We start from the raw sequence: 21880 nt of genomic DNA, 5'->3' as shown, positions 1-21880 counted from the left end.
CAACCGGAAGGAGATAACAATGAAAGAAGGACTGGTTAAGCGCATATCGCGCATTATTTCCGCCTCGGCCAACGCCCTGGTGGACTCGGTGGAAAACGCAACTCCGCAGCTGGTAATGGAGCAGGCGATCCGCGAGATCGACGACGCCATCGCGGAAGTGCGCGACCAGCTGGGCAAGGCGGAGGCGGCCAAATACCTGAGCAGCAAAACCCTCAACGATGAAAACAGCCGTCACGTTGAACTCAGCTCGCAGATTGAAATAGCCATGCGCGAGGGCCGCGACGATCTGGCGGAAGTGGCAATCGCCAAACAGATGGATATCGAGGCGCAGATTCCGGTGCTGGAAAAGGCAGTCAGCGAAGCGGACCAGGAAATCGCCGAGCTGAATGCCTGTATCGGCGCGCTCCAGGGCAAGAAGCGCGAGATGCGCGAGCAGCTGCGGGAATACGCCAAGGCCACGGATCACATCACCAACGGTGCCACCGGTCAGGAGCAGGGCGGCAGCCGCGCTACCTCGGACAAAGTGGACCAGGCCACCGATGCCTTCAACCGGGTTCTGGAACGCGCCGGTGTCCCCGTCTCCGAATCCAGCGCCGATGCCGGCAAGCTGGCTGAACTGGAGGAGCTGTCGCGCAATAACCGCATTAAAGAGAGGTTGGCCAAGCTCAAATCCCAGGCGGAGGTCTGATGACATTCCTGCTTCAAGACGGCAACCTGCTGTTTACCGGCGCCCTGGTGCTGATGCTGATGATCGCCGTGCTCGAGGGGGTCATGACCCTGATCGGCGTCGGTATTTCCGACCTGCTCGACAACCTGCTGCCGGATACGGATGTCGATCTGGATGCGCCGGACACAGAGGCTGGCGGTGTCCTCACCAAGCTGCTCGGCTGGTTGCGCTTCGGCGAGGTGCCGGCGTTGATATTGCTGGTCGCCTTTCTGGTGAGCTTCGGCATCACCGGCCTGGTAATCCAGCTGTTTGTCGACGCGCTGCTGGGTTTCGTGCTGCCGGCCTGGCTGCTGGCAGTGCCGGTATTTCTGCTGGCGCTGCCGCAGGTGCGCTTCGTTGGCAATCTGCTGCGCCGCTTCGCGGTCGGCGACGAGACTGAAGCGGTGGGGCGCAAATCCTTTATCGGCCGCGTCGCAGTCATCACTATCGGCGAGGCCGCCGCCGGCTCACCGGCAGAGGCGCGCTTCAGCGACGAGTTCGGCACCACCCATTATGTAATGGTGGAGCCGGACGGAGACGAAACCTTCAAACAGGGGGAGAAGGTGCTTTTGGTGGAGGAGTCCGGAGCCAACTTTCGTGTGATCAGGCCCACCAACAAACACCTGATGGAACCCTTAACCCGGTAGTCAAACAGTCATCCTTGACCTGTTTGACGGTCGCCCGCGAAAGGCTGGCGCAGATACGCGGATCTGCTGGCATTTCGCGGGCTCGCGCTGGCCTTCGGCCAGCGGCGGCACATCCCTATGCCGCATTACTAAGGATCTAAAAAAATGGAGATTACAGAAGTGATTGATAACTTTTCCACCATGATGTTCATGGCCGGTGCGGTACTGGTGGCCCTGATCGTCATCGGCATGATATTCGCGCGCCTTTATACCCGCGCCTCCAAGGAGCGCTCCTTCGTGCGCACCGGCATGGGCGGGCAGAAGGTGATTATGAACGGCGGCGCCCTGGTGCTGCCGGTGCTGCACGAAATCATCCCGGTCAATATGAACACCCTGCGCCTTGCAGTATCGCGCAAGGAGCATCAGGCGCTGATCACCAAGGACCGGATGCGCGTGGATGTGCTCGCGGAATTTTACTTGCGGGTCAAGCCGGATAACGACGCAATCGCCAACGCCGCGCAGACTTTGGGGGTGCGCACCCTGGACCCGGAAGCGCTGAAGGACATGATCGAGGGCAAGTTCGTGGATGCCCTGCGCTCGGTGGCCGCGGAAATGGAAATGGCCGAACTGCACGAGCAGCGCAGCCAGTTTGTGCAGAAAGTGCAGCAGGTAGTGTCCGAGGATCTGCTGAAAAATGGCCTGGAGCTGGAGTCGGTATCCCTGACCGGCCTGGACCAGACCCACAAGGAATTCTTCAACCAGGACAATGTGTTCGACGCCGAGGGCCTGGCGAGCATGACCCGCTCGATCGAGGCGCGCCGCAAAGAGGTGAACGACGTCGAGCAGGACACCATGGTGCAAATCGAGCAGAAAAACCTCGAGACGGAGCGCCTGAAGTTGGAGATCGATCGGGAAAAACGCTACGCGTACCTGGAACAGCAGCGCGAACTGGAAAACCGCGAAGCGGCACAGAAAGCTGATATCGCCAAGGAGCAGGCGGCGCAGGAGCGGGCCGCGCGCCAGGCCGCGATCGAAGCGGAGCGCGAAGTCGATCAGTCGCGCATCAGCGCGGAACAGGCCACCAAGCTGCTGGAAATCGAGAAAGAAAAACGCCTGCAGGAACAGGAAATCGAACGCGAGCGTTTCCTGGAAGAGCAGCGTATTTCCAAGCAAAAATCTGTGGAGATCGCCGAACAGGAGCGGGCCATCGCCGTGGCCGAGAAATCCAAGGAGCAATCGCTCGCCGACCAGCAGGCCAACGTGGCGCTGGCGGAAGCGGTGAAGGCGGAAGAGAAGGTGCGCACCGCCAAGGACGTGGAAGTGGCCGAGCGCGACAAGCAGATCGAGATCATCGAGGCGCAGAAAGAGGCCGAGCGCCAGGCCACAGCCATTACTGTGGCTGCCGAGGCGGAAAAGGCCGCGGCGGAAGACAAGGCCGAGGCCCTTCGCCTGCAGGCCTCTGCCGAAGCGGAAGCCATTCGCATCAAGGTCGAGGCAGACCGCGAGAAATACGCCGTGGACGCCGAGGGCCAGCGCCTGATGAACGAGGCCTTCAACAGCCTGAACGACGCCCAGGTGGCACTGAAGAAAGTGCTCAGCCTGCACGAAAACCTGCCGCATATCATTCGCGAGAGTGTCAAGCCGATGGAGAGCATCGAGGGCATGAAGATCATCTCCGTGGAAGGGCTGAACGGCATCGACGGCCGCGCCGGCGGCGGAATTCTCGAGACCGACGGCGAGGCGAAAGGCCAGAGCCTGCCGGAAGCCCTGGTCGGCAGCGCCCTCAAGCACCGCGCCATGGCGCCGCTGGTGGATTCCCTGTTGAAGGAGGCCGGTGTCGGCGACTTCGCCAAGATGCCGGAAACCGAAAGCTAATCGACGATTCGCTTCGCTGTGCAGGAGTTTTGAAATGGTAGAGATTCTACCGCGGATTCTCCCCTGTGCAGGTTCGAGATGTAGTGCAGTTGAAAAGTCATCATGGAGGAATACTGTGAAAAAAATACTTTTTACCTTTGCAATACTGGTCGCGTCGGTCGCGTCGGTCGCGTCGGTCGCGTCGGTCGCGTCGGTCGCGTCGGTCGCGTCGGTCGCGTCGGTCGCAGTGAAAGCTGACGAATCCGGCGCTGTGATGGATGTAGTCGTCTGGCTGGAAGGCGTGGATGCCGGCCACTATGGCCAGAGCTGGAATCAGGCATCGCAGTTGTTTCAACAGCAGGTCCCGCAGGGGAAATGGCAGGAAATGCTGGAGCAGGTCAGGAAGCCGCTCGGCCTCAAACTGAAGCGCGAAGTCGACAGCGTTAGCCGCCACAAAACGCTGCCGGGCGTGCCGGATGGAGACTACGTGGTGGTGACTTTTGCCACCAGTTTCGAAAACAAGGCGCAGGCGACGGAAACCGTGACCGTCGAAAAAGTGGCAAGCGAGTGGCGCACCCTGGGCTATTTCATTAAATAAGCCAATTGGGCTTCCTGTCCCCGGCGCCGGGACAGGAGTCGAATTCAAATAGGCGACACGGCATTATTCCGTTGTCCCCTTATGTAAACCTTTCCCCTCGATAACCCGGCACCCAAATAGGGTGTCGGGTTGATAGCGCACCCGCAAGAGCGTCAAGCCGCTGGAGAGCATCGAGGGCATGAAGATCATCTCCGTGGAAGGGCTGAACGGCATCGACGGCCGCGCCAGCGGCGGAATTCTCGAGACCGACGGCGAGGCGAAAGGCCAGAGCCTGCCGGAAGCCCTGGTCGGCAGCGCCCTCAAGCACCGCGCCATGGCGCCGCTGGTGGATTCCCTGTTGAAAGAAGCCGGTGTGGGTGATTTCACCAAGGTGACCGAAACCGAATCCTGATCCGCTATGGAAAATTGATCAGTGGGGATGTTGGTCGCCCCACTTCACAGATCAACCGGGAAAGCCGGTTAATCTGCGCTACTATTTCTAACAGGTACTTGCGATTTTAGCAGGCGTTAGATATGGTGGCTGAGAATCGGTTCAGCGGTGAGACGCGTATGACAGATGCTGTCATTGACGAGATTGCCGAAAAGGTCGGTAGAGACGTCAGGCATTTCCTGAGGGCGGGTTACTATGGCCCACAGCGCTCTACGATAGTTCAACCGCTCCCGGTTGAGGAATCGGCATTCCTCGAGGCGCACGGTGCTGACTTTACTGCCAACTCCAAGGCTGTCGCCGAGCAGCGGGCCCGTGCCCACGCCCTTTACCGCGCAATCATCAAAACTTCCCTAGGGCCGGAAGAGGTGCGTCGGCACCTCAATGTTTCCGGCAGTCGCCTGCGCCAGCGGGTCCAGGATGGCAGCCTCTATGTTCTGAGTGAAGACTCCAGCCGCGTCTATCCTTCGTTTCAGTTCACCGACTCCGGGGTACTTCCGGGGTTGACCGAGGTGCTCAAAGCACTTGGGCCCAAGCCGCATCCGCTGCTAGTGGTCCAGTTTTTCGATACGCCTACGCAGGATTTACAGATTCCCGGCGTCGATGGTCCGGTGAGTCCCCGGGACTTTCTGGAAAGTGGTGGAGATGTCGCGCGGGTAGTGCGCCTGGCGCTGGATGTCTGATGCCCCTTGACCCTGATGCCCCCTGATCCTGATGCCCCCTGATCCTGATGCCAAAGTTTCCCGACCCGCCCGACCTTGAGCAGTTGCTCGAGAGGTGCTCCCAGCCTGTGCTAAATACACTGCCGGCTGGCACCGCCATATTCCGCCTCCATCGGGTAGAGGGCGCCTACCCCAGCCAATGGCCCGAATTCCGATACTACGGTCCGACAAGTAGCCGCTTTGACCACCACTTAAGCAATGAAAACGGCGAGGGGGAGGTTCAGGACCGCGGTATCCTCTACGGCGCCGTCGGCGACCAGGCTTTTAAGACCTGTTTGGCGGAGTTTTTCCAGCAGACCCGAATAGTGGACGTCAGCCGCTATAAACCGGTGATGACTGCATTCGAAATTGTCGATTCTCTACGGCTGGTGGATCTGTCAGGAGATTTTGCTACCCGTATTGGGGCATCCGCCGCCATCAACAGCGGTCCACGCCCTCGGGCCCAGCGCTGGGCGCAACTTATCTACAACGCCTATCCCCAGGCACAGGGCATTTTCTACACCTCCTCAATGAATCCCGGGCAGCCGGCGGTGGCGCTGTTTGAGCGCGCCTTGCCGGCGATGCCGGACAGGCCGCGCTTTTCGCGGGAACTGAGGCACATCGCTTACCTGGAGGCGGCGGCCAACGCGGCTGAAAGTTTGGGATATCAGGTGGTGTAGTGAGCCGCCGGGCGTCGGTAGCCCTCCCGCTTCGCTATCCCGACAGCTGCCCGGACATTGGTGGTCTTTAATAAGACCATGGAGTACAAGGACTACTACAAAATCCTCGGCCTCGAACGCGACGCCAGCCAGGATGAGATCAAGCGCGCCTACCGCAAGCTGGCGCGCAAATATCATCCGGACGTGAGCGCGGAGACGGGCGCCGAGGACCGCTTCAAGGAGGTCAGCGAGGCCTACGAGGTGCTCAAGGACCCGGAGAAGCGCGCAGCCTACGACCAGTTGGGCAGTGGCTGGCAGTCGGGGCAGGAGTTCCGCCCGCCGCCGGACTGGGACCAGGGCTTCGAGTTTCACGGCGGCGGCTTTACCGAGGCGGACCCGGAGGCATTCAGCGACTTCTTCGAGAGCCTGTTCGGCCGCGGCGGATTTTCCCCCGGATTCGGCGGCGGCTTTCGGCGCGAGTTCCGCGCCCGTGGCGAGAACACCTACGCCAGGATCGCCATCGACCTGGAGGATAGCTACCGCGGCGCCACCCGCCAGATCACTTTGAAGCACTCCGAACTGGGCCCGGACGGCCGCCCCCAGCTGCGCGAGCGCACTCTCAACGTGAAGATTCCCAAGGGTGTCACCGAGGGCCAGCAGATACGCCTGGCGGGCCAGGGAGAACCGGGATTCGGCGGTGGCGACACCGGGGACCTGTACCTGGAGATCCACTTCAATCCCCACTCGTTCTATTCGGTGGAGGGCAAGACGGTGTACCTGGACCTGCCGGTAACTCCCTGGGAGGCGGCGCTGGGGGCGAAGGTGCGGGTGCCCACGCCGGAGGGCGCGGTCAATCTCACCGTGCCCGCCAACAGCGCCACCGGTGGCAAGCTGCGGCTCAGGGGCCGCGGCATACCGGCCGCGGAGCCCGGGGACTTCTATGTGGTGCTGAAGGTGGTCCCGCCACCGGCTGACACCGAGTCGGAGAGGGAGGCCTACCGCCGCTTCGGCGACGCCTTCGACTTCAATCCGCGCAGCGGCATGGGAGGCTGACACAATGAAAACCCAACTCGCGGAGGAGATCAGCGGCGCCCTGCTCGACGAGTGCTACGAACTCACCCTCAGCGAACTCTGCCGCGCCTGCGAACTGCCGGCGGAGGAGGTTCTCGCGCTGGTGGAGGAGGGAGTTATCGAACCCCTGGGCCAGGGGCGGACCCAGTGGCGTTTCAGCGGTATCTGCGTGCGGCGGGTGCGACGGGTGCGGAACCTGAAGCGGGACCTGGGTGTGAACCTGCCCGGCGCGGCGCTGGCGATAGAACTGCTGGAGGAAATCGAACACCTTCAGGCACAGCTCCGCCGTTTCGAAGAGCAGTTGTAGGAGCGGCCGCTGGCCGCGATCGGATTGCACTACGAAGCGAAATCGATCGCGGCCAGCGGCCGCTCCTACAAATAACTGCTAGTGTCCTATCTGGTATTAAATAGTGATATCAGATAGGACACTAGGACACCGCCCGCGTAATCGTCATCACCAGATAGGCGTTGTAAACGATATAGGCCAGCAGCAGCGCGCCGCCCTCCCAGCGGTTGATCCGTCCGTGACCGCGGAGGCCGTAGCCGAAAACGAACAGCGCCACCGTCAGCCCCACCACCATCGGCCAATCCCGGGTCAGCACTTCCGCGGGTATGTTCGACATGGGCGCGATAGCGCCGGCGATCCCCACCACCGCCAGCAGGTTGAACATGTTCGAACCCACCACATTGCCGATGGCAATATCGTGCTCGCCCTTGCGTGCGGCGATCACCGTGGCCGCCAACTCCGGCAGCGAGGTGCCCAGGGCGACGATGGTGAGGCCGATGATCAGGTCGCTGACCCCCAGCGCCTCGGCAATGGTCACCGCGCCCCATACCAGGATGCGAGAGCTGACGATCAGCAGCGCCAGGCCCGCCGCCAGCCAGAAGAGCGCGCGCGGCAGCGTCATTGTGTGGGCTTCCAACTCGCTCTCCATCTCCTCGCCGAGGTCGTCGCCCTCACCGCGCAGGGCGGAGAAAATGGACCAGCCGACCAGACCGAAGAAGCCCAGCAGCAGCACCAGCGCCTCCCAGCGCTCCAGGCTGCCGTTCCACAGGAAAGCGCCGGTCAGACAACTGATCGCCAGCAGCAGCGGCAGCTCCTTGCGCACGATTTTGGAGTGCACCGTCAGCGGTATCAGCAGCGCGGTGAACCCCAGGATCAGCCCGGTATTGGCGATATTGGAGCCGTAGGCATTGCCCAGCGCCAGGCCTGGGCTGCCGTCCAGGGCCGCCATCGCCGACACCACCATCTCCGGCGCCGAAGTGCCGAAACCGACGATCACCATGCCGATCAGCAGGGGCGGCATACCGGCGTGTTTCGCGGTAGCCGCGGCGCCCTCCACAAAGCGGTCGGCGCTCCAGATCAGCAGGGCGAAACCGGCGGCGATGGCGAGGGCGGCGAGGATCATAGGGCGTCCTGTAGTCAGTGAACTCGGGGTGGGGCGGCTCCGCGACGCGGGCCCGGCAAACGGGGGCCGATTGTAACGGCTCAGCGGAATTCAGAAAGGGCGTATTTGCGATTCAGGGCAAATCGCTGCTGGACTACAGTGAATACATATCCGGTCGAGTATGACCGGTGCCGGTAACCCATAGCCCCGCCGGTGCGGGGTGCCGATATGTACCCGAGAGGAGGTACCCATGAGCGTAAAGGCTTCCGCCAAAGTACTGGCGGTATTCGCATTGACCGTGTTGTTTGCGGCCTGTGCTCCACCGGATGACCAGCGGAAAAACGAACAACAGGGCAGGGCCGGGGCGCCTACCGGCTGCTGCCAGAGAACGGAAACATCCTGCGCGAGCCCGGTTACCAAGGAGCAGTGCGATGAGATAAGGGGTGCTTTTCACGAGGGTGGAGACTGCAGGTCCGACACCGGCAGCTGTGGTGTGGAGCACGAATAGATTTTCCGACGCGGCCTGAGCGCCGGGCAATAGCATCCGCAAAACCGCCCGCGATTCCTCCCGGCCGGTGGCAGAGCTGCGCGGTCGGGTTCCGCCAGTTCGCTGCAGATAGGCGGCGAGATCCCGCATTCAGCCCCTCTTGACTGTAGTTGCAATTGTAACTAAATTGGTTGCACTTGAAACTAATGAGTCTGCTGCCGCGCCCCTACAGCGGTGCAATGAGAGAAAAAAGGGAGGGCCGAATGTCCGATTTGTTTGAAAACCCCATGGGCCTCGACGGCTTTGAATTTGTGGAGTTTACCGCTCCTGAGAAAGGCATCCTCAAGACCGTATTCGAGGCCATGGGCTTCGAGAAGGTCGCCCGGCACCGGTCCAAAGACGTGGAGCTGTGGCGTCAGGGCGATATCAATTTTATCACCAACTACGAGCCCAACAGCCACGCCTACTACTATGCGCAGGAGCACGGCCCCTCCGCCTGCGGCCTGGCCTTCCGGGTAAAAGACGCCAAGTTCGCCTATGGCGAAGCGCTCAAAAAAGGCGCCCAGCCGGTCGACGTAGCCACCGGCCCCATGGAACTGCACCTGCCGGCGATCAAGGGCATCGGTGGCGCCACCCTGTACCTGATCGACCGCTACCGGGAAGGCGAAGCCATCTACGATATCGACTTCCAGTGGCTCGAAGGCGTCGACCGCCACCCGCAGGGCTGCGGCTTCCACACCCTGGATCACCTGACCCACAACGTCTACCGCGGCCGCATGGAGTACTGGGCCAACTACTACACCGAGCTGTTCAACTTCCGCGAAATCCGCTACTTCGACATCAAGGGCGAGTACACCGGCCTGTTGTCCAAGGCCATGACTGCGCCGGACGGCAAGATCCGCATCCCCCTGAACGAAGAGGCCGCCGGTGGCGGCGGCCAGATCGAAGAGTTCCTGATGAAATACAACGGCGAGGGCATCCAGCACATCGCCTTCGCCTGTGACGACCTGCTCGCCTGCTGGGACAGGCTCAAGGCCCGCGGCATGGAGTTTATGACCCCGCCGCCGGAGACCTACTACGAAATGCTGGAAGAGCGCCTGCCCGGCCACGGCGAGCCCACCGGCGAACTGAAATCCCGCGGCATCCTGCTGGACGGCACCACCGGGGACGGCCAGCCGCGTCTGCTGCTGCAGATCTTCTCCGCCAACATGCTCGGCCCGGTGTTCTTCGAGTTTATCCAGCGCAAAGAGGACGAGGGCTTCGGCGAGGGCAACTTCAAGGCCCTGTTCGAGTCCATCGAGCGCGACCAGCTGCAGCGCGGCGCAATCAAGAAAGAAGAGAAGGCGAGGGCCTGATGGCAATAAAACGCATTCACCACGTGGCCTACCGCTGCAGGGATGCCCGGGAGACTGTGGAATTCTACCGCGATCTCCTCGGCATGGACTTCCAGCTGGCCATCGCCGAAGACAAGGTGCCCTCCACCGGCGAACCTGACCCCTACATGCACGTGTTTCTCGACGCGGGCATGGGCAATGTGCTGGCCTTCTTCGAGCTGCCCAACTCCCCGGAGATGGGCCGCGACGAAAGCACTCCCAAATGGGTGCAGCACATCGCCCTGGAGGTGGAGAGCATGGACGAACTGCTGGCGGCCAAGACCAAACTGGAAGCCGCCGGTATCGACGTACTCGGCCCGACGGACCACACCATTTTCAAATCCATCTATTTCTTCGACCCCAACGGCCACCGCATCGAGCTGGCTGCCAACTCCGCCAGGCCGGGTATGCACAAAGAGCTGAAGCGGGTGGCGGAAGACATGCTCGAGGAGTGGTCCAGAACCAAAAAAGCACCCAGACACGCCGCGTGGATGCACGGCGAGGAAGAATTTATACCGACTGAAGGGGAGGCACAGTGAAGTTAGCCAGTCTTAAATCCGGCCGCGACGGCCAGTTGGTGGTGGTCAACAATGACCTGACCCGCATGGCCTCCGCCGCCGAAATCGCGCCGACACTGCAGAGTGCGCTGGACAACTGGCCCGCGGCGTCGGCAGACCTGGAAGCGCTGCACGCGCAACTGGAGAGCGGTGAAATCCGGGGCGAAGCCTTCGACCAGGCCCGGTGCCACTCCCCCCTGCCGCGGGCCTACCACTGGGCAGATGGCAGTGCCTACGTCAACCACGTCGAACTGGTGCGCAAGGCCCGGGGCGCGGAAATGCCGGAGAGCTTCTGGACCGACCCGCTGATGTACCAGGGCGGCTCCGACACCTTCCTGGCCCCGCGCGAACCGATCCTGATGCCGCGGAGCGAGGGCTTCGGTATCGACTTCGAAGCGGAAATCGCCGTGATCACCGACGACGTGCCCATGGGGGTGTCCCCGGGAGACGCGCTCGCGCACATCAAGCTGGTAATGCTGGTCAATGACGTCTCCCTGCGCGGCCTCATCCCCTCTGAACTCGCTAAAGGCTTCGGCTTCTACCAGTCCAAACCCTCCAGCGCCTTCTCCCCGGTGTGCGTCACCCCGCAACAGCTCGGTGACAAATGGCGGGACGGCAAGCTGCACCTGCCACTGGTCTCCCACCTGAATGGCAAAAAATTCGGCGAGCCCAACGCCGGCGTGGACATGACCTTTCACTTCGGCCAACTGATCGCCCACGCCGCCAGAACCCGCAAGCTCGCCGCCGGCACCATCATCGGCTCCGGCACCGTGTCCAACAAACTGGACGGCGGCCCCGGCAGGCCGGTTGCCGAGGGCGGCGTCGGCTACAGCTGCATCGCCGAGATCCGCATGATCGAAACCATTGAGGACGGCAAGCCGACTACGCCTTTCATGCAGTTTGGCGATCAGGTTGCCATCGAGATGCTGGACGAAAAAGGCCGGTCCATTTTCGGGCGCATTGAGCAGACGGTTCAGCAGGCCTAAATTTGTCCTGTGGGGGTTGCCCCACGGGCCAATCAGCGCGGGCATGTTTGTGTAGGTTGGGCTGAGCACAACGACCAATTTGCCGGAAGTGGTCCATATCCCGCGCTACGGAATGAATCGGATCACTTTAGTGATTTCTCGACCGCGGCCTGTTCCAAAAGAAAACTCTTGTTTTAGTCCCAAATTGGGACTAACCTTCACTCCATGAGAATAATCGCCCTATCCACCTTGAAGGCATTTTGGGAAGGCAATCCCGCCTACGCCGATGCGATCGAGCCCACCCTGGCGTGGTATCGGCATACGCTGAAGGCCGACTGGGCCTCCCCGTCCGAGGTCAAACAGGACTTCAGGAATGCCAGCATCCTCAAGGATGGGCGGGTGGTGTTCAACATAGCCGGTAACAAGTATCGGCTGGTGGTGTGGATCAACTATGCCTATCGGGTGGTGTATATCCGCTTCCTGGGCACCCACGCCCAGTACGATCAGATAGATGTGCAAACCATTTAGTGGTGGAGGTAATAACTATGGACATCAAACCGATCAAAACTGATGCCGATTACCGCGCGGCGTTAAAAGAGATCGAAAGCCTGATGACGGCGGAGCCGGATACCCCGGAGGGTGAACAGCTGGATGTGCTGGTGACCCTGGTGGAAGCTTATGAAACCAAGCACTACCCGCTGGATTTCCCCGATCCGGTGGAGGCCATCAAGTTTGAAATGGAGCAGAAGGGGCTCACCGTCAAAGACCTGGAACCCATGATAGGCAAGAGCAACCGTGTATACGAGATCCTGAACCACAAGCGCGCGCTGACCCTGAAGATGATCTGGAAACTGAATCAGGAGCTGGGCATCCCAGCGGAATCCCTGATTAAACCATCGAAGATCCGCGCCTGAGCGCCAACGCCATAGGGTGCGCCGCGTGCACCATCCCGAAACCAATTCAATCCACCGATATTCCCGTGCAGGCATACCCTACGCAACAAACAATAGAAATGCCCGAACAATAAAATGGAGTACAAAACGATGGCATTGCGGCCACTCAATTTTCTGTCCGTTCTCTTTCTATTCATCTGCCTGCTGGCCTCCACCACCTGGGCTGCCACCGCCACTGAACAACTGCAAAGCATCATCGACGACCACTGGCAGTTCAGCCTCAAAGAAGACCCGATCATGGCGGGCCGCATGGGGGTGCCCGACTACAACGACCGCCTGCCGGCCGTCGCCCCCGAAGACCGCGCGCGGCGCCTGAAGAAAGAGAGACAGTTTCTCGTCCGCCTCGAAGCAATCGACGGGGCCCAGCTGAGCGAGTCGGATCGGGTGAATCGGGATCTGCTCGCCTGGGTGCTGCGCAATTCCACTGAATCCAACGAACTCTTCCTCGACCGCATTCCCCTCAACACCTTCTACAGCTTTTACACATCGGCACTGGATGCCAGCGACGGCCTGGCTATGAACCGGACGGCCGATTACCAGGATTACATTGCGCGGATTCGGGATTTCGACCGCTACTTCAACGAAAACATCGCCAATATGCGCGAGGGAATCAAAAGCGGTTTCGTGCTACCGAAAATCGTCGTCGAAGGCATAGCGCCGACGGTGCGCGCCCAGGTCTACAGCGACCCGAAAAGGAGCAGCCTCTACGAGCCATTTGAGAATATACCCGCGTCCATTCCGCAAAAGGAACAACAGCGGTTGCGTAAAGCCGGCGAGCGCGCCATAAAAGAAACCGCCATCCCCGCCTTCGCCCGCGTGGCAGACTTCCTCGAAGGCGACTACATGCGGGCCGCCACCGAAACCCTAGGCGCTGAACAGCTGCCCGGCGGCAAGGCCTACTACCGCCACACCATCCGGACCTACGTCACCCAGGATATGGACCCGGCGGAAATCCACAAAATCGGCCTCGCCGAAGTGCAGCGCATCCGCGCGGAAATGGATGAACTGATTAAGGCATCCGGCTTCGATGGGGACTTCAAGGCATTCACCAAATTCCTGCGCACCGACCCGCAGTTCTACGCCAAAACCCCCGAGGAACTGCTCAAAGAAGCCTCCTATATCGCCAAGCGCATCGACTACCGCCTGCCGGAATTCTTCGGCAAACTGCCGCGCTTGCCCTACGGCATAGTGCCGGTACCGGACGAAATCGCCCCCAACTACACCACCGCCTCCTACAACCCCGCCGCCATTGGCGGTACCCGCGGCGGCGCCTACTGGCTCAACACCCACGCCCTGGACCAGCGCCCCCTGTACGAACTGGCGGCCCTGACCCTGCACGAAGCCGTCCCCGGCCATCACCTGCAGAACGCCCTGTCCCAGGAACTGGAAAACGCCCCCGACTTTCGCCGCAACCTCTACCTCAGCGCTTTCGGCGAGGGCTGGGGCCTTTACTCGGAACGCCTGGGCAAAGAGATGGGCATCTACACCACCCCCTACCAACACTTCGGCCGCCTGAGCTACGAAATGTGGCGCGCCGCCCGGCTGGTGATCGACACCGGCATCCACTCCCAGGGCTGGACCCGCCAGCAGGCCCTGGACTTCCTCGCCGACAACACCTCTCTGTCAAAAGCCAACGTGCGCGCGGAAGTGGACCGCTATATCTCCTGGCCGGGGCAGGCGCTGTCTTACAAGATGGGGGAGATCGAGATCCGCGAACTGCGGGCCAGGGCCGAGAAGGCGCTCGGGGATCAGTTCGATCTGCGGAAATTCCACGACGCGCTGCTGACCAATGGCGCCCTGCCGCTGTCAATGCTGGAAGCGCAGATGGAGCGGTTTATCACCCAATCGAAAAAATAACGAACACAGAGAATTTTTGGGGCCGCCCATATGGCGATGGCCCCTTTATTTATCGTTCAAGCCTCCACCCGATATTCGCGTACTACCTCTCCATCTGGCAACATCATGATGCGTAAGCTTGCTACGAAGCCGGGCGAGCAACGGTCCCCGTTACCCTGGTTGATATAGATGACTTGGCCGATCTGGTGGTCGCGCACTACGAGGTCTTCGATCTTGAAGGTCGCAGCTTTGCAGCCTCTGATTCGCCTCTACTGGCCGGCGGGGTAATATAGATATCGAACGCCGGCGCATTTTGATAATCTGGCGGCCACCAATGGGGAGTCTTGAGTCGCTGCGCACCCACCCTCCGGACCAGGATTCGCCTCGCAAATCAATGAAGTGAAAGACATGAGAATGAATTCGGGAGACAGGGGATGAGCGAGATTTCCAAGGTTCTGGTGAATGAACAGGATGTCTGCCTGGACGGTGCTGACACCAGCAATGACGAAGCCGGCATCACCACCCCGTTCGATAGCAGCAGAATCCGGGTGGAGACAAAAAACACCCAGATGGACACGCTGATCAAGCGTATCAAAAACGATGAAATCGATCTCAAGACGGGTTTTCAACGCCGCTCGGGTATCTGGAGTAACAAGGCTCAGAGTCGCCTGATCGAGTCCATGCTGATCAACATCCCCCTGCCGGCGTTTTATATGGACGCCACGGATGACAGCCGCTGGTTGGTGGTGGATGGCCTGCAGCGCCTGACCACCATCCGCAGGTTTGCCATCGACGAGGAGTTCGCCCTCACCGGCCTGGAATTTCTGAGTGATTACGAAGGCAAGAAGTTCAGCGGCCTGCCCAGGAGCTTCAGGCGCAGAATCGAAGAGACGGATATCATCCTCCACCTGATTCAGCCGGGAACTCCGCTGGACGTGAAGTTCGATATTTTCCGCAGAATCAATACCGGCGGCGAGCCACTGAGCGCCCAGGAAATTCGCCACGCTCTCAACCAGGGCGCCGTTACCCAGTGGCTGGAAACACTCGCCGAATCGGATCATTTCAAAATGGCCACGGACAATGGTGTTGCCTCCAGGAGAATGGACGACCGGGAGTGTGTGCTGCGATTCTTGGCGTTCAACCTGTTTTCCCCGAAGAAATACAGCGCAGACAATTTTGACCAGTTCCTCCACGCCGCCATGCGTGCCGCCAATGAGGCAGAGGGCGTGCTGGAGGAAAATGCAGAGCGATTCAGGCGGGCAATGACAACCGCCAGGGAAATATTCGCCAACGACGCCTTCAGGAAGCGTTACCGGGAAAATGAGACTCGTTACCCGATCAACAAAGCCCTATTTGAGACCTGGTCGCTAACACTCGGTGCGCTAAATGAGGAAGATAGCGGCAAGCTGATAGCGGAGCGCGAAGTGGTGCGGGAAAAATTCCGGTCCCTTATGAATGAGGACAAGACTTTTGAAGCATCCATATCGCAGGGCACGGGTTCGGTGAAAAAAATACAATATCGCTTTGCCAGAATTGAAGAGCTGGTCCAGGGGTGTTTGTCGTGATCGAGCAGATTGCAATCCGGAATTTCAAATGCTTTGAGGATGTCAAGGTTCCAATCAGGCCGCTGACCGTACTCGCCGGCGTCAACGGCATGGGAAAAAGCTCGTGCATGCAGTCCATGTTGCTGTTGCGGCAATCCTTGAAGGCCGCGAATGGGGATCAATCCGCGCAACTCAATGGCCCACTGGTAGAGCTGGGCTATGCGGATGATGTCTTCTACGAAGGCGCTGATGATGAAGAGCCGATTGTTTTATCGATGACCGAGAACGGCAAAAATCTGGATTGGGCCTTCCGCTACAAGAACGGTGCGCAACAGCTCGATGGCGCTGTGGAAGGCAAAATCAAAGGGCCGAGCCGCCTGATCGACAACGACGATTTTTTCTACCTGAAAGCCGAACGCATCGGGCCAAGAACCGTGTTCAGCGCCAACCTGGACACGCGCGGCAAGCTGAATACCATCGGCAACGCGGGCGAGTACTGCGCCCACCTGTTGGCCACCCAGGAGCGTGAACCCCTCAACCTGAAAAGCCTCCTGCATGAGGATCTGCCGGAAATCAATGAAGTCAGGGCGCAGGTGGAGATGTGGCTGTCGGAAATCGGCCAGACCCCGAGGATTCACCTGGACCAACATCCACGCATGGACCTGGTAAGCCTGCAATTTTCCTTTGTGCGGTCGGGAATTCCCAGTGATAAATACCGGCCCACCAACGTCGGTTTCGGCCTGACTTACGGCCTGCCGATTTTTGTCGCCTGCCTGACCGCAAGCCCGCGCAGCCTGATACTGATTGAAAACCCGGAGGCGCATCTGCATCCCAAGGGCCAGGTGGCCATTGGCAAATTTCTGGGCAAAGTGGCGGCGGCGGGGGTGCAAATCATTATCGAGACGCACAGCGATCATGTGCTCAATGGCATTCGCATCTCAGTGAAAAACGGCGTTATCAAGGGAGATGAAGTCGCCCTGAACTTTTTCCAGCGGGAAACAGGCCAACAATCCACATCGCTGACGTCACCGAAAATCAATCCCGATGGACGCCTGGATTTCTGGCCGGACGGCTTCTTTGACGAGTGGGAGAAAGGCCTGGCGGAACTGCTTTAAAGGGCTGGTGAATTTCATGAAGGATCAATTATTTAATGAGGTTTCCGCCGGTACCTGTTACACCTCAAGGCAGGACGCCGCGTCTGCAATGGAAAGGATGTCGCTGCTGATTCAGAAATTGAGTGAAATCGGCTTTTCCAACCAGTTACGGGTAACGCGGGATTTTGCCACGCGCACGATATCGACAGGCTACACGATAAAAAACTGGGCCATTGATAGAAGCATAGATACGGATCGTGATCTGCAAAGAAATCTCCTGTTAGCCGCGTCAAAAGGACCTTACATCGAGGACCTCTTGGAGGATGCGCAGGACGATTTTCTGGTCGAGTATAAGTTCCAGGGCACCGAGGTTTTTGGATTGGGCCTCGCTTCCCTGTGGAATACCTGCACGGTTTCCCTGGACGCCGACCCAGCGTTTTCCGACGATAGTTTGGTGGTCAGCTTCTATAAGGCCGATGATGTCGGAGAAGAAGAAAGCCAGATCAATGTGGTCAACCTCGCTTCGTTAGAGCACCTTGAAACACACCGGAACAGTCTCAGGGAAAGCCTGTTCCTGGATATATCCAGCGGTCCCGCGTTGCTGGAGAAGGCGCCTCTGTTCTTCCCGAGTCTATCCTTCGGAAAATCCGCGCAAAGTCAGTTGATGGCGATGACCGGCTCTGAACCCTATTTCCCGGAAATTGTCCGGCACCTTGATGTCTTGAATGCAACCATGAAGGACCTGGAGAGCGGCGCATTCGCCCCACGGGGAATAAGCTGGTCCACGGAGTCTCAGCCAACCCTGGAAATGTACGGGCAGCGTAGGGAATTCGGGTGCCTGGACGGAGAAGTTCGCCGCTTCTCACTGCATTCAAAGTTGATGGCGGCAAACAAGCGAATTTATTTCTTTCCGATTGTGAATGAACAAACGGTTCATATTGGCTATGTGGGTGATCATTTGCCAACGGTCAGGTTCAAGAGCTGAGGTTTTACCCGTGGGGTTCGTGGTTGAATAGATCACTAGCGCCGCTTTATCGGCATGCAAACTGATTGATGTCGATGGGTGCTGCTTCCTCCCACCAGGGCGCAAGGCCAGCCCGATCGTCTCCTGCGGCGAAACTCAAAGCTGAACGAAAAACGCCCGGATTTCACCCGTATGAGGAGATAACAGAATGGCGATCCATAATGTAGTGATTGTCGGCGGCAGCTACGCCGGCATGACAGCCGCCAAGCTCTGATGTTGGGCACCCGTCAGCGCCGCAACCGATTCGCCGAATATGCTCACAGCATACTGGGCCAGGACGGCCACCCGCTGGATCCTCGGCATCACGGTTCTCGAAGTAGGGGCTACCCTACGCTGTCAGATCTTCGAATTTTATACCGTACTTACCGAGCAACTGCTTGACCCTGTGGGAATCATTGTTCGACTTCTTCGCCTTCCGGCTTACGTTGAACAGCCTTCTTCCGGCCTCTGCCATCGAATTAGAGTTTTTGCAGATCTCGATCAATGCGGCCAGTTTTAACTGGTCGTAGTAATCCATTTCCTCGCCGCTACCAGCGCCTAACACGCGTTCGATTTCGGGTTTCGGGCTGTATTCAATATCGGTGTCGGTCTGCCATTTGCGTTTTAACCGGCTGATCTCTTCATTTACTGCAGAAGTAATCTGGGTATGCAAGTAAGGAGAAGTACAATGATTATATGGAAATGTGTGGACGTTGCAGATAACGAACGTGCATTCCTGTTTCGCAGAAACCGGTTTATACGTGTCCTCGAACCGGGCCGCCATCGCATAATGCAATTGGCCGGTAAAACCCGCGTTGAGACCCACGATATCAGCGACGTATTGTTCGAACGCGCCAATGCCAAGTTTCTGCTCAACACACATGCTGAAAAGTTGGAACCCTATCTGGAAGGTTACGAGCTGAGCGATACTCAAGTAGGACTGCTGTATCGCGACGGGCATCTGGTAAATGTCCTGACGCCAGGCACTTTTCTGTCTGTGTGGAAAGGAGTCGAGAAAGTTCGCGTCGATATCATCGATATCAGCGAGGACTACACCCTGGACGAAAAGCTCGTCAGCCTGCTCGGCCGCGATTCGAAAGCGAGCAAAAGCGCAGCAGCGAAGTCCGCAATTCACTATGCCGAAGTACCGGATGAACACCTGGGCCTGTTGACGGTTAACGGCAAGCTGGAATAACAGCTGCGCCCCGGCAGCTACGGCTTCTGGAAGTGCAACCGGTCAATCAGCGTGCAGCTGGTGGACCTGCGCCTGCAGGCCGTGGAAGTCAGCGGCCAGGAAATCCTGACCAAAGACCGTGTCAGCCTGCGCATCAACCTGAGCGCCAGCTACAGGGTACTGGACCCCGAGAAGGCCGTGCTGAAGCTGGGCAAGTATGCCGAGTTCATCTACCGCGAACTCCAGCTGCGCCTGCGCGAGGTGGTGGGTACACAGAGTCTCGATGTGCTGCTGGAAGACAAAGACAGTCTGAACCTCGGCATTGCCAGGGATGTACGCGAAAAGCTGGCGCAATACGGCATCGAAATCGCTACCGTTGGAGTGAAAGACATCATTCTGCCGGGTGATATGAAGCAGATCCTCAACCAGGTGGTGGAGGCCCAGAAGGAGTCCGAAGCCAACCTGATCAAGCGCCGGGAGGAAACCCAGGCGATGCGATCTCTGCATAACACCGCCAAGATGATGGAAAACAACCGGGTTCTGATGCGCCTTAAGGAGCTCGAGGCGCTGGAGCGGGTGACCGCGCGGATTGATAAGATATACGTTTATGGTGGGCTAGAGGGTGTTTTGAACAACTTGGTCAAATTGAAGCCTTCTGGCTCTTCCTGATAAGTGGCCCGCTCGCAGGGGGGGGCTGCTTGGCAGCCAAATTTCCCGTTGATAGCTCAATTTGGGCCGGGCTCATGATGTGGAAGTAGGCGGAGGGACAAGCCCTCCGCCTACTTTTTAACGCCGCCGCTTAGGCACCCGGATCGGGAAGACCTTGCCCTTTTTGGGGCGAATGATCTTGCCGTTTTTCCGGATGTAAGGGCGGAAAATGATTTCATAGTCAGCGTCTTTGCGTGCCATGAGCTCAATCTCCGCAGCATGGCCTTGGCAACTCCAGCTTGATTAATTGCGGGGCGGAGTCTAGAGTTCGCCCTGCAATGGCAAGATTGCAAGCGTTAGAGAGAGGCGGGCCGCCATGGTGAGTCCGCTTCTTTTGCGCACCTCCCGGCTTGGGCGGCAACCCGAGCCGGGAATCTTTCGGGCCTCCAGCCCACTACCCCTCCCTAATTTTGTTAGCTAGATCACATAGTCGTGTCAGCAATGGGATTAGCTTATTTTCGAAGTTGACGAATGTCAATTTATTCGTAAAATCGTCAACCTGAAGTTGATTATAACTACAATGAAATGACAGTTGTCGTGTCTGGAGGCAGGTATGTTGCATGAACGCATCAAGCGCGCGCGCATCCTCAAAGGGCTCTCTCTCCAGCAGGTGGCGGACGCGCTGGGGGATATCACCAAGCAGGCGCTTTCCAAGTATGAAAAAGGGAAAGATGCGCCAAACTCCACCCGTTTGATCAAGCTGGCGGATGTTCTTGGGGTAAAGCCTGAGTACTTTTTCCGCCAGAGTGAAGTGGTACTCGGGAGTGTGGACTTCCGGAAGCACTCTACTTTTGGCAAGCGCCAGCAGGATTCGGTCAAGGAACAGGTGCGGGAGCACCTGGAGCGCTACCTGGCTGCAGAGTCACTGTTTGAGCTGGAGCCGGAGGGGTTGGGGGCCCGCGTGTGGCTGCATTCTATAGATGTGGAAACCCCGGAAGAGGCGGAAAAAGCCGCCGAGACCATACGCCAGCAGTGGAAGCTGGGTACCAACCCGATTGCCAACCTGACCGAAACCCTCGAGGAACACGGGGTCAAGGTCCTTGGTTTGAAGGCGCACGAGCGGTTCGATGGTCTCTGCACCGAGATCAACAACGGTAGAGATGCTGCCATCGTATCCAACCTGGAAAGGCCTGGAGAACGGCAGCGGTTCAATCTGGCCCACGAGCTCGGCCACCTGGTCATGCGTTTTCCAGAAGAAATCCACAGTACCGATATCGAAGAAAAGCTGTGCCACCGTTTCGCCGGCGCATTCCTGTTTCCACGGGAGCAGGTGATTGAGGCGTTCGGGGAGCACCGCGGCCGGATCTTTATAGATGAGTACTTGTTGGCCAAGCGGGAATGGAGTATTTCCATTCAGGCCATTCTGCGCCGGCTTTACGATCTGAGCATCGTCACTCAGGCCGTTTATCAGTCCACTTTCCGATTCTGGTCGAGTCGTGGCTGGCGAAAGAGTGAGCCGCAGCCCCTTGAAAGTGAGGAATCATTTAGATTGCGGCAGTTGGTATACCGTGCATTGGCGGAGGAGCTGGTAACTCCATCCCGGGCAGCGGAGCTGTTGAATACCGGTTTGGAAGAAATAGAAAAAGTAATTGCCAATGTAGGGCCAGATGACGGAGACCAGGATGTCGACGAAGGTTCTGGTCTCTGATACCAACATCTGGATAGATTTACACCACGGCGGCCTGTTGGAGCTGGTGCTTCAGTTGCCTTTTGAATTTGTGACGACTGACTTCGTTCACCACGAGCTGCGCCAACCGCCTGGGGCGGACCTTGTCAACCTGGGGCTTCAAGTTGTGGAATTGAGCGGCCAGGAAGTCACCGGGCTTTATGCCTTGAGGGGAAAGTTAGGTAACTCGTCGCTAGCCGATGTGTCTTGTTATTACGTCGCCGATAAGCAGGGTTGGACGCTACTGACCGGCGATGGCGCGCTGCGTAAATCCGGAAAAGCGGCAAATCTGGATGTACGGGGTACGCTCTGGTTGATAGATCAGCTTTTTGAGCGCAAATTGCTGGATGGCCGGCACCTCGCCGAATCATTACAGGCGATACTCGATTGCGGAGCGCGTTTGCCTGACGCCGAATGTGAAACCCGAATCGAAGCCTGGGCCGGGGAAAATTGACTATCCGGGGCGCCGTAATTTTCGGCGCCCCGGATG

The 21880-nt window shown here is 58.8% G+C and carries 25 protein-coding genes and 1 pseudogene; 23 read left to right on the top strand and 3 right to left on the bottom strand.

The window, feature by feature from the left end; genetic code table 11:
* The first annotated feature begins 19 nt into the window (after nt 1–19).
* From FHS09_RS09530 to FHS09_RS09490, 9 genes and pseudogenes are all read left to right on the top strand, one after another.
* Entirely contained in the window at nt 20–688 is a 669-nt protein-coding gene (locus FHS09_RS09530; protein ID WP_183459187.1) for a PspA/IM30 family protein, read from the top strand.
* A complete protein-coding gene (locus FHS09_RS09525) occupies nt 688–1353 on the top strand; it encodes a YqiJ family protein (RefSeq protein WP_183459185.1) in 666 nt (221 codons plus the stop codon). The genes FHS09_RS09530 and FHS09_RS09525 overlap by 1 nt, the downstream gene beginning before the upstream one ends.
* Nucleotides 1354–1497: 144 nt before the next feature.
* Nucleotides 1498–3207, top strand: a complete 1710-nt coding sequence (locus FHS09_RS09520) for a flotillin family protein (RefSeq protein WP_246394726.1) — start codon at nt 1498–1500, stop codon at nt 3205–3207.
* 115 nt (nt 3208–3322) lie between these two features.
* Entirely contained in the window at nt 3323–3784 is a 462-nt protein-coding gene (locus FHS09_RS09515) for a DUF4019 domain-containing protein (protein ID WP_183459183.1), read from the top strand.
* A gap of 154 nt (nt 3785–3938) precedes the next feature.
* Nucleotides 3939–4175 (top strand): annotated as a pseudogene (locus tag FHS09_RS09510) (flotillin domain-containing protein); the annotation flags it as partial.
* 158 nt (nt 4176–4333) lie between these two features.
* A complete protein-coding gene (locus FHS09_RS09505; RefSeq protein ID WP_183459181.1) occupies nt 4334–4894 on the top strand; it encodes a hypothetical protein in 561 nt (186 codons plus the stop codon).
* A 107-nt stretch (nt 4895–5001) separates the two neighbouring features.
* The gene (locus tag FHS09_RS09500; RefSeq protein ID WP_183459179.1) at nt 5002–5592 is read left to right on the top strand and encodes an RES family NAD+ phosphorylase; all 591 of its coding nucleotides are present in this window, start codon (nt 5002–5004) and stop codon (nt 5590–5592) included.
* 60 nt (nt 5593–5652) lie between these two features.
* On the top strand, nt 5653–6624 hold the full coding sequence (locus tag FHS09_RS09495) for a DnaJ C-terminal domain-containing protein (protein WP_343057457.1): 972 nt from the start codon (nt 5653–5655) through the stop codon (nt 6622–6624).
* Nucleotides 6625–6628: 4 nt separating this feature from the next.
* Complete coding sequence (locus FHS09_RS09490) at nt 6629–6949, top strand: chaperone modulator CbpM (protein ID WP_183459177.1); 321 nt, start codon at nt 6629–6631, stop codon at nt 6947–6949.
* A gap of 121 nt (nt 6950–7070) precedes the next feature.
* Here the strand turns inward: FHS09_RS09490 and FHS09_RS09485 are convergent, their stop codons facing one another.
* Nucleotides 7071–8051 carry a calcium/sodium antiporter gene (locus FHS09_RS09485; RefSeq protein WP_183459174.1) on the bottom strand — a complete coding sequence of 327 codons (981 nt, stop codon included), beginning with the start codon at nt 8049–8051 and terminating at the stop codon, nt 7071–7073.
* A gap of 229 nt (nt 8052–8280) precedes the next feature.
* On the opposite strand from FHS09_RS09485, the gene FHS09_RS09480 reads away from it, so the two are divergent.
* The 10 genes from FHS09_RS09480 to FHS09_RS09435 all read left to right on the top strand — a co-directional run bounded on the left by FHS09_RS09480 (nt 8281) and on the right by FHS09_RS09435 (nt 17824).
* The gene (locus tag FHS09_RS09480) at nt 8281–8538 is read left to right on the top strand and encodes a hypothetical protein (protein WP_183459172.1); all 258 of its coding nucleotides are present in this window, start codon (nt 8281–8283) and stop codon (nt 8536–8538) included.
* 242 nt (nt 8539–8780) lie between these two features.
* Nucleotides 8781–9872 (top strand): 4-hydroxyphenylpyruvate dioxygenase, encoded by a 1092-nt coding sequence (gene hppD, locus FHS09_RS09475; protein ID WP_183459170.1) that lies wholly within the window; start codon nt 8781–8783, stop codon nt 9870–9872.
* Nucleotides 9872–10429 carry a VOC family protein gene (locus FHS09_RS09470; RefSeq protein ID WP_183459168.1) on the top strand — a complete coding sequence of 186 codons (558 nt, stop codon included), beginning with the start codon at nt 9872–9874 and terminating at the stop codon, nt 10427–10429. The genes hppD and FHS09_RS09470 overlap by 1 nt, the downstream gene beginning before the upstream one ends.
* The gene (locus tag FHS09_RS09465; RefSeq protein WP_183459166.1) at nt 10426–11433 is read left to right on the top strand and encodes a fumarylacetoacetate hydrolase family protein; all 1008 of its coding nucleotides are present in this window, start codon (nt 10426–10428) and stop codon (nt 11431–11433) included. The genes FHS09_RS09470 and FHS09_RS09465 overlap by 4 nt, the downstream gene beginning before the upstream one ends.
* Nucleotides 11434–11637: 204 nt before the next feature.
* Nucleotides 11638–11940, top strand: a complete 303-nt coding sequence (locus tag FHS09_RS09460) for a type II toxin-antitoxin system HigB family toxin (protein ID WP_183459164.1) — start codon at nt 11638–11640, stop codon at nt 11938–11940.
* Nucleotides 11941–11957: 17 nt separating this feature from the next.
* On the top strand, nt 11958–12326 hold the full coding sequence (locus FHS09_RS09455; RefSeq protein WP_183459163.1) for a helix-turn-helix domain-containing protein: 369 nt from the start codon (nt 11958–11960) through the stop codon (nt 12324–12326).
* A gap of 129 nt (nt 12327–12455) precedes the next feature.
* The gene (locus tag FHS09_RS09450) at nt 12456–14222 is read left to right on the top strand and encodes a DUF885 domain-containing protein (protein ID WP_183459161.1); all 1767 of its coding nucleotides are present in this window, start codon (nt 12456–12458) and stop codon (nt 14220–14222) included.
* Between the two features lie 413 nt (nt 14223–14635).
* Nucleotides 14636–15766, top strand: coding sequence for a DUF262 domain-containing protein (locus tag FHS09_RS09445; protein WP_183459159.1), 1131 nt, complete (start codon nt 14636–14638; stop codon nt 15764–15766).
* The gene (locus FHS09_RS23245) at nt 15763–16860 is read left to right on the top strand and encodes a DUF3696 domain-containing protein (protein WP_183459157.1); all 1098 of its coding nucleotides are present in this window, start codon (nt 15763–15765) and stop codon (nt 16858–16860) included. Before FHS09_RS09445 ends, FHS09_RS23245 begins: the two co-directional genes overlap by 4 nt.
* Nucleotides 16861–16876: 16 nt before the next feature.
* Nucleotides 16877–17824: a hypothetical protein gene (locus tag FHS09_RS09435; protein WP_183459155.1), complete on the top strand. Its 948-nt coding sequence runs from the start codon at nt 16877–16879 to the stop codon at nt 17822–17824.
* 367 nt (nt 17825–18191) lie between these two features.
* On the opposite strand, the gene FHS09_RS09430 is transcribed toward FHS09_RS09435, so the two are convergent.
* A complete protein-coding gene (locus tag FHS09_RS09430) occupies nt 18192–18515 on the bottom strand; it encodes a hypothetical protein (protein WP_221191896.1) in 324 nt (107 codons plus the stop codon).
* A gap of 15 nt (nt 18516–18530) precedes the next feature.
* Between FHS09_RS09430 and FHS09_RS22800 the strand changes: the two genes are divergently transcribed.
* Nucleotides 18531–19037: an SPFH domain-containing protein gene (locus FHS09_RS22800; protein ID WP_246394720.1), complete on the top strand. Its 507-nt coding sequence runs from the start codon at nt 18531–18533 to the stop codon at nt 19035–19037.
* A 51-nt stretch (nt 19038–19088) separates the two neighbouring features.
* Nucleotides 19089–19685 (top strand): slipin family protein, encoded by a 597-nt coding sequence (locus FHS09_RS22795; RefSeq protein WP_343057456.1) that lies wholly within the window; start codon nt 19089–19091, stop codon nt 19683–19685.
* 117 nt (nt 19686–19802) lie between these two features.
* On the opposite strand, the gene FHS09_RS23110 is transcribed toward FHS09_RS22795, so the two are convergent.
* Nucleotides 19803–19925: a hypothetical protein gene (locus FHS09_RS23110; RefSeq protein WP_268778230.1), complete on the bottom strand. Its 123-nt coding sequence runs from the start codon at nt 19923–19925 to the stop codon at nt 19803–19805.
* A gap of 352 nt (nt 19926–20277) precedes the next feature.
* Here FHS09_RS23110 and FHS09_RS09420 point away from each other — a divergent pair, with 352 nt between their 5' ends.
* Both FHS09_RS09420 and FHS09_RS09415 read left to right on the top strand, forming a co-directional pair.
* Nucleotides 20278–21372, top strand: a complete 1095-nt coding sequence (locus tag FHS09_RS09420; RefSeq protein WP_183459153.1) for a helix-turn-helix domain-containing protein — start codon at nt 20278–20280, stop codon at nt 21370–21372.
* Nucleotides 21347–21844, top strand: coding sequence for a PIN domain-containing protein (locus FHS09_RS09415; RefSeq protein ID WP_183459151.1), 498 nt, complete (start codon nt 21347–21349; stop codon nt 21842–21844). Before FHS09_RS09420 ends, FHS09_RS09415 begins: the two co-directional genes overlap by 26 nt.
* Nucleotides 21845–21880: the final 36 nt, after the last annotated feature.

It is taken from the genome of Microbulbifer rhizosphaerae (genome assembly GCF_014191725.1).
Classification (GTDB): Bacteria; Pseudomonadota; Gammaproteobacteria; order Pseudomonadales; family Cellvibrionaceae; genus Microbulbifer; species Microbulbifer rhizosphaerae.
The sequence above is the reverse complement of the archived record's forward strand: the minus strand, read 5'-3'. Positions and strand labels throughout refer to the sequence as shown.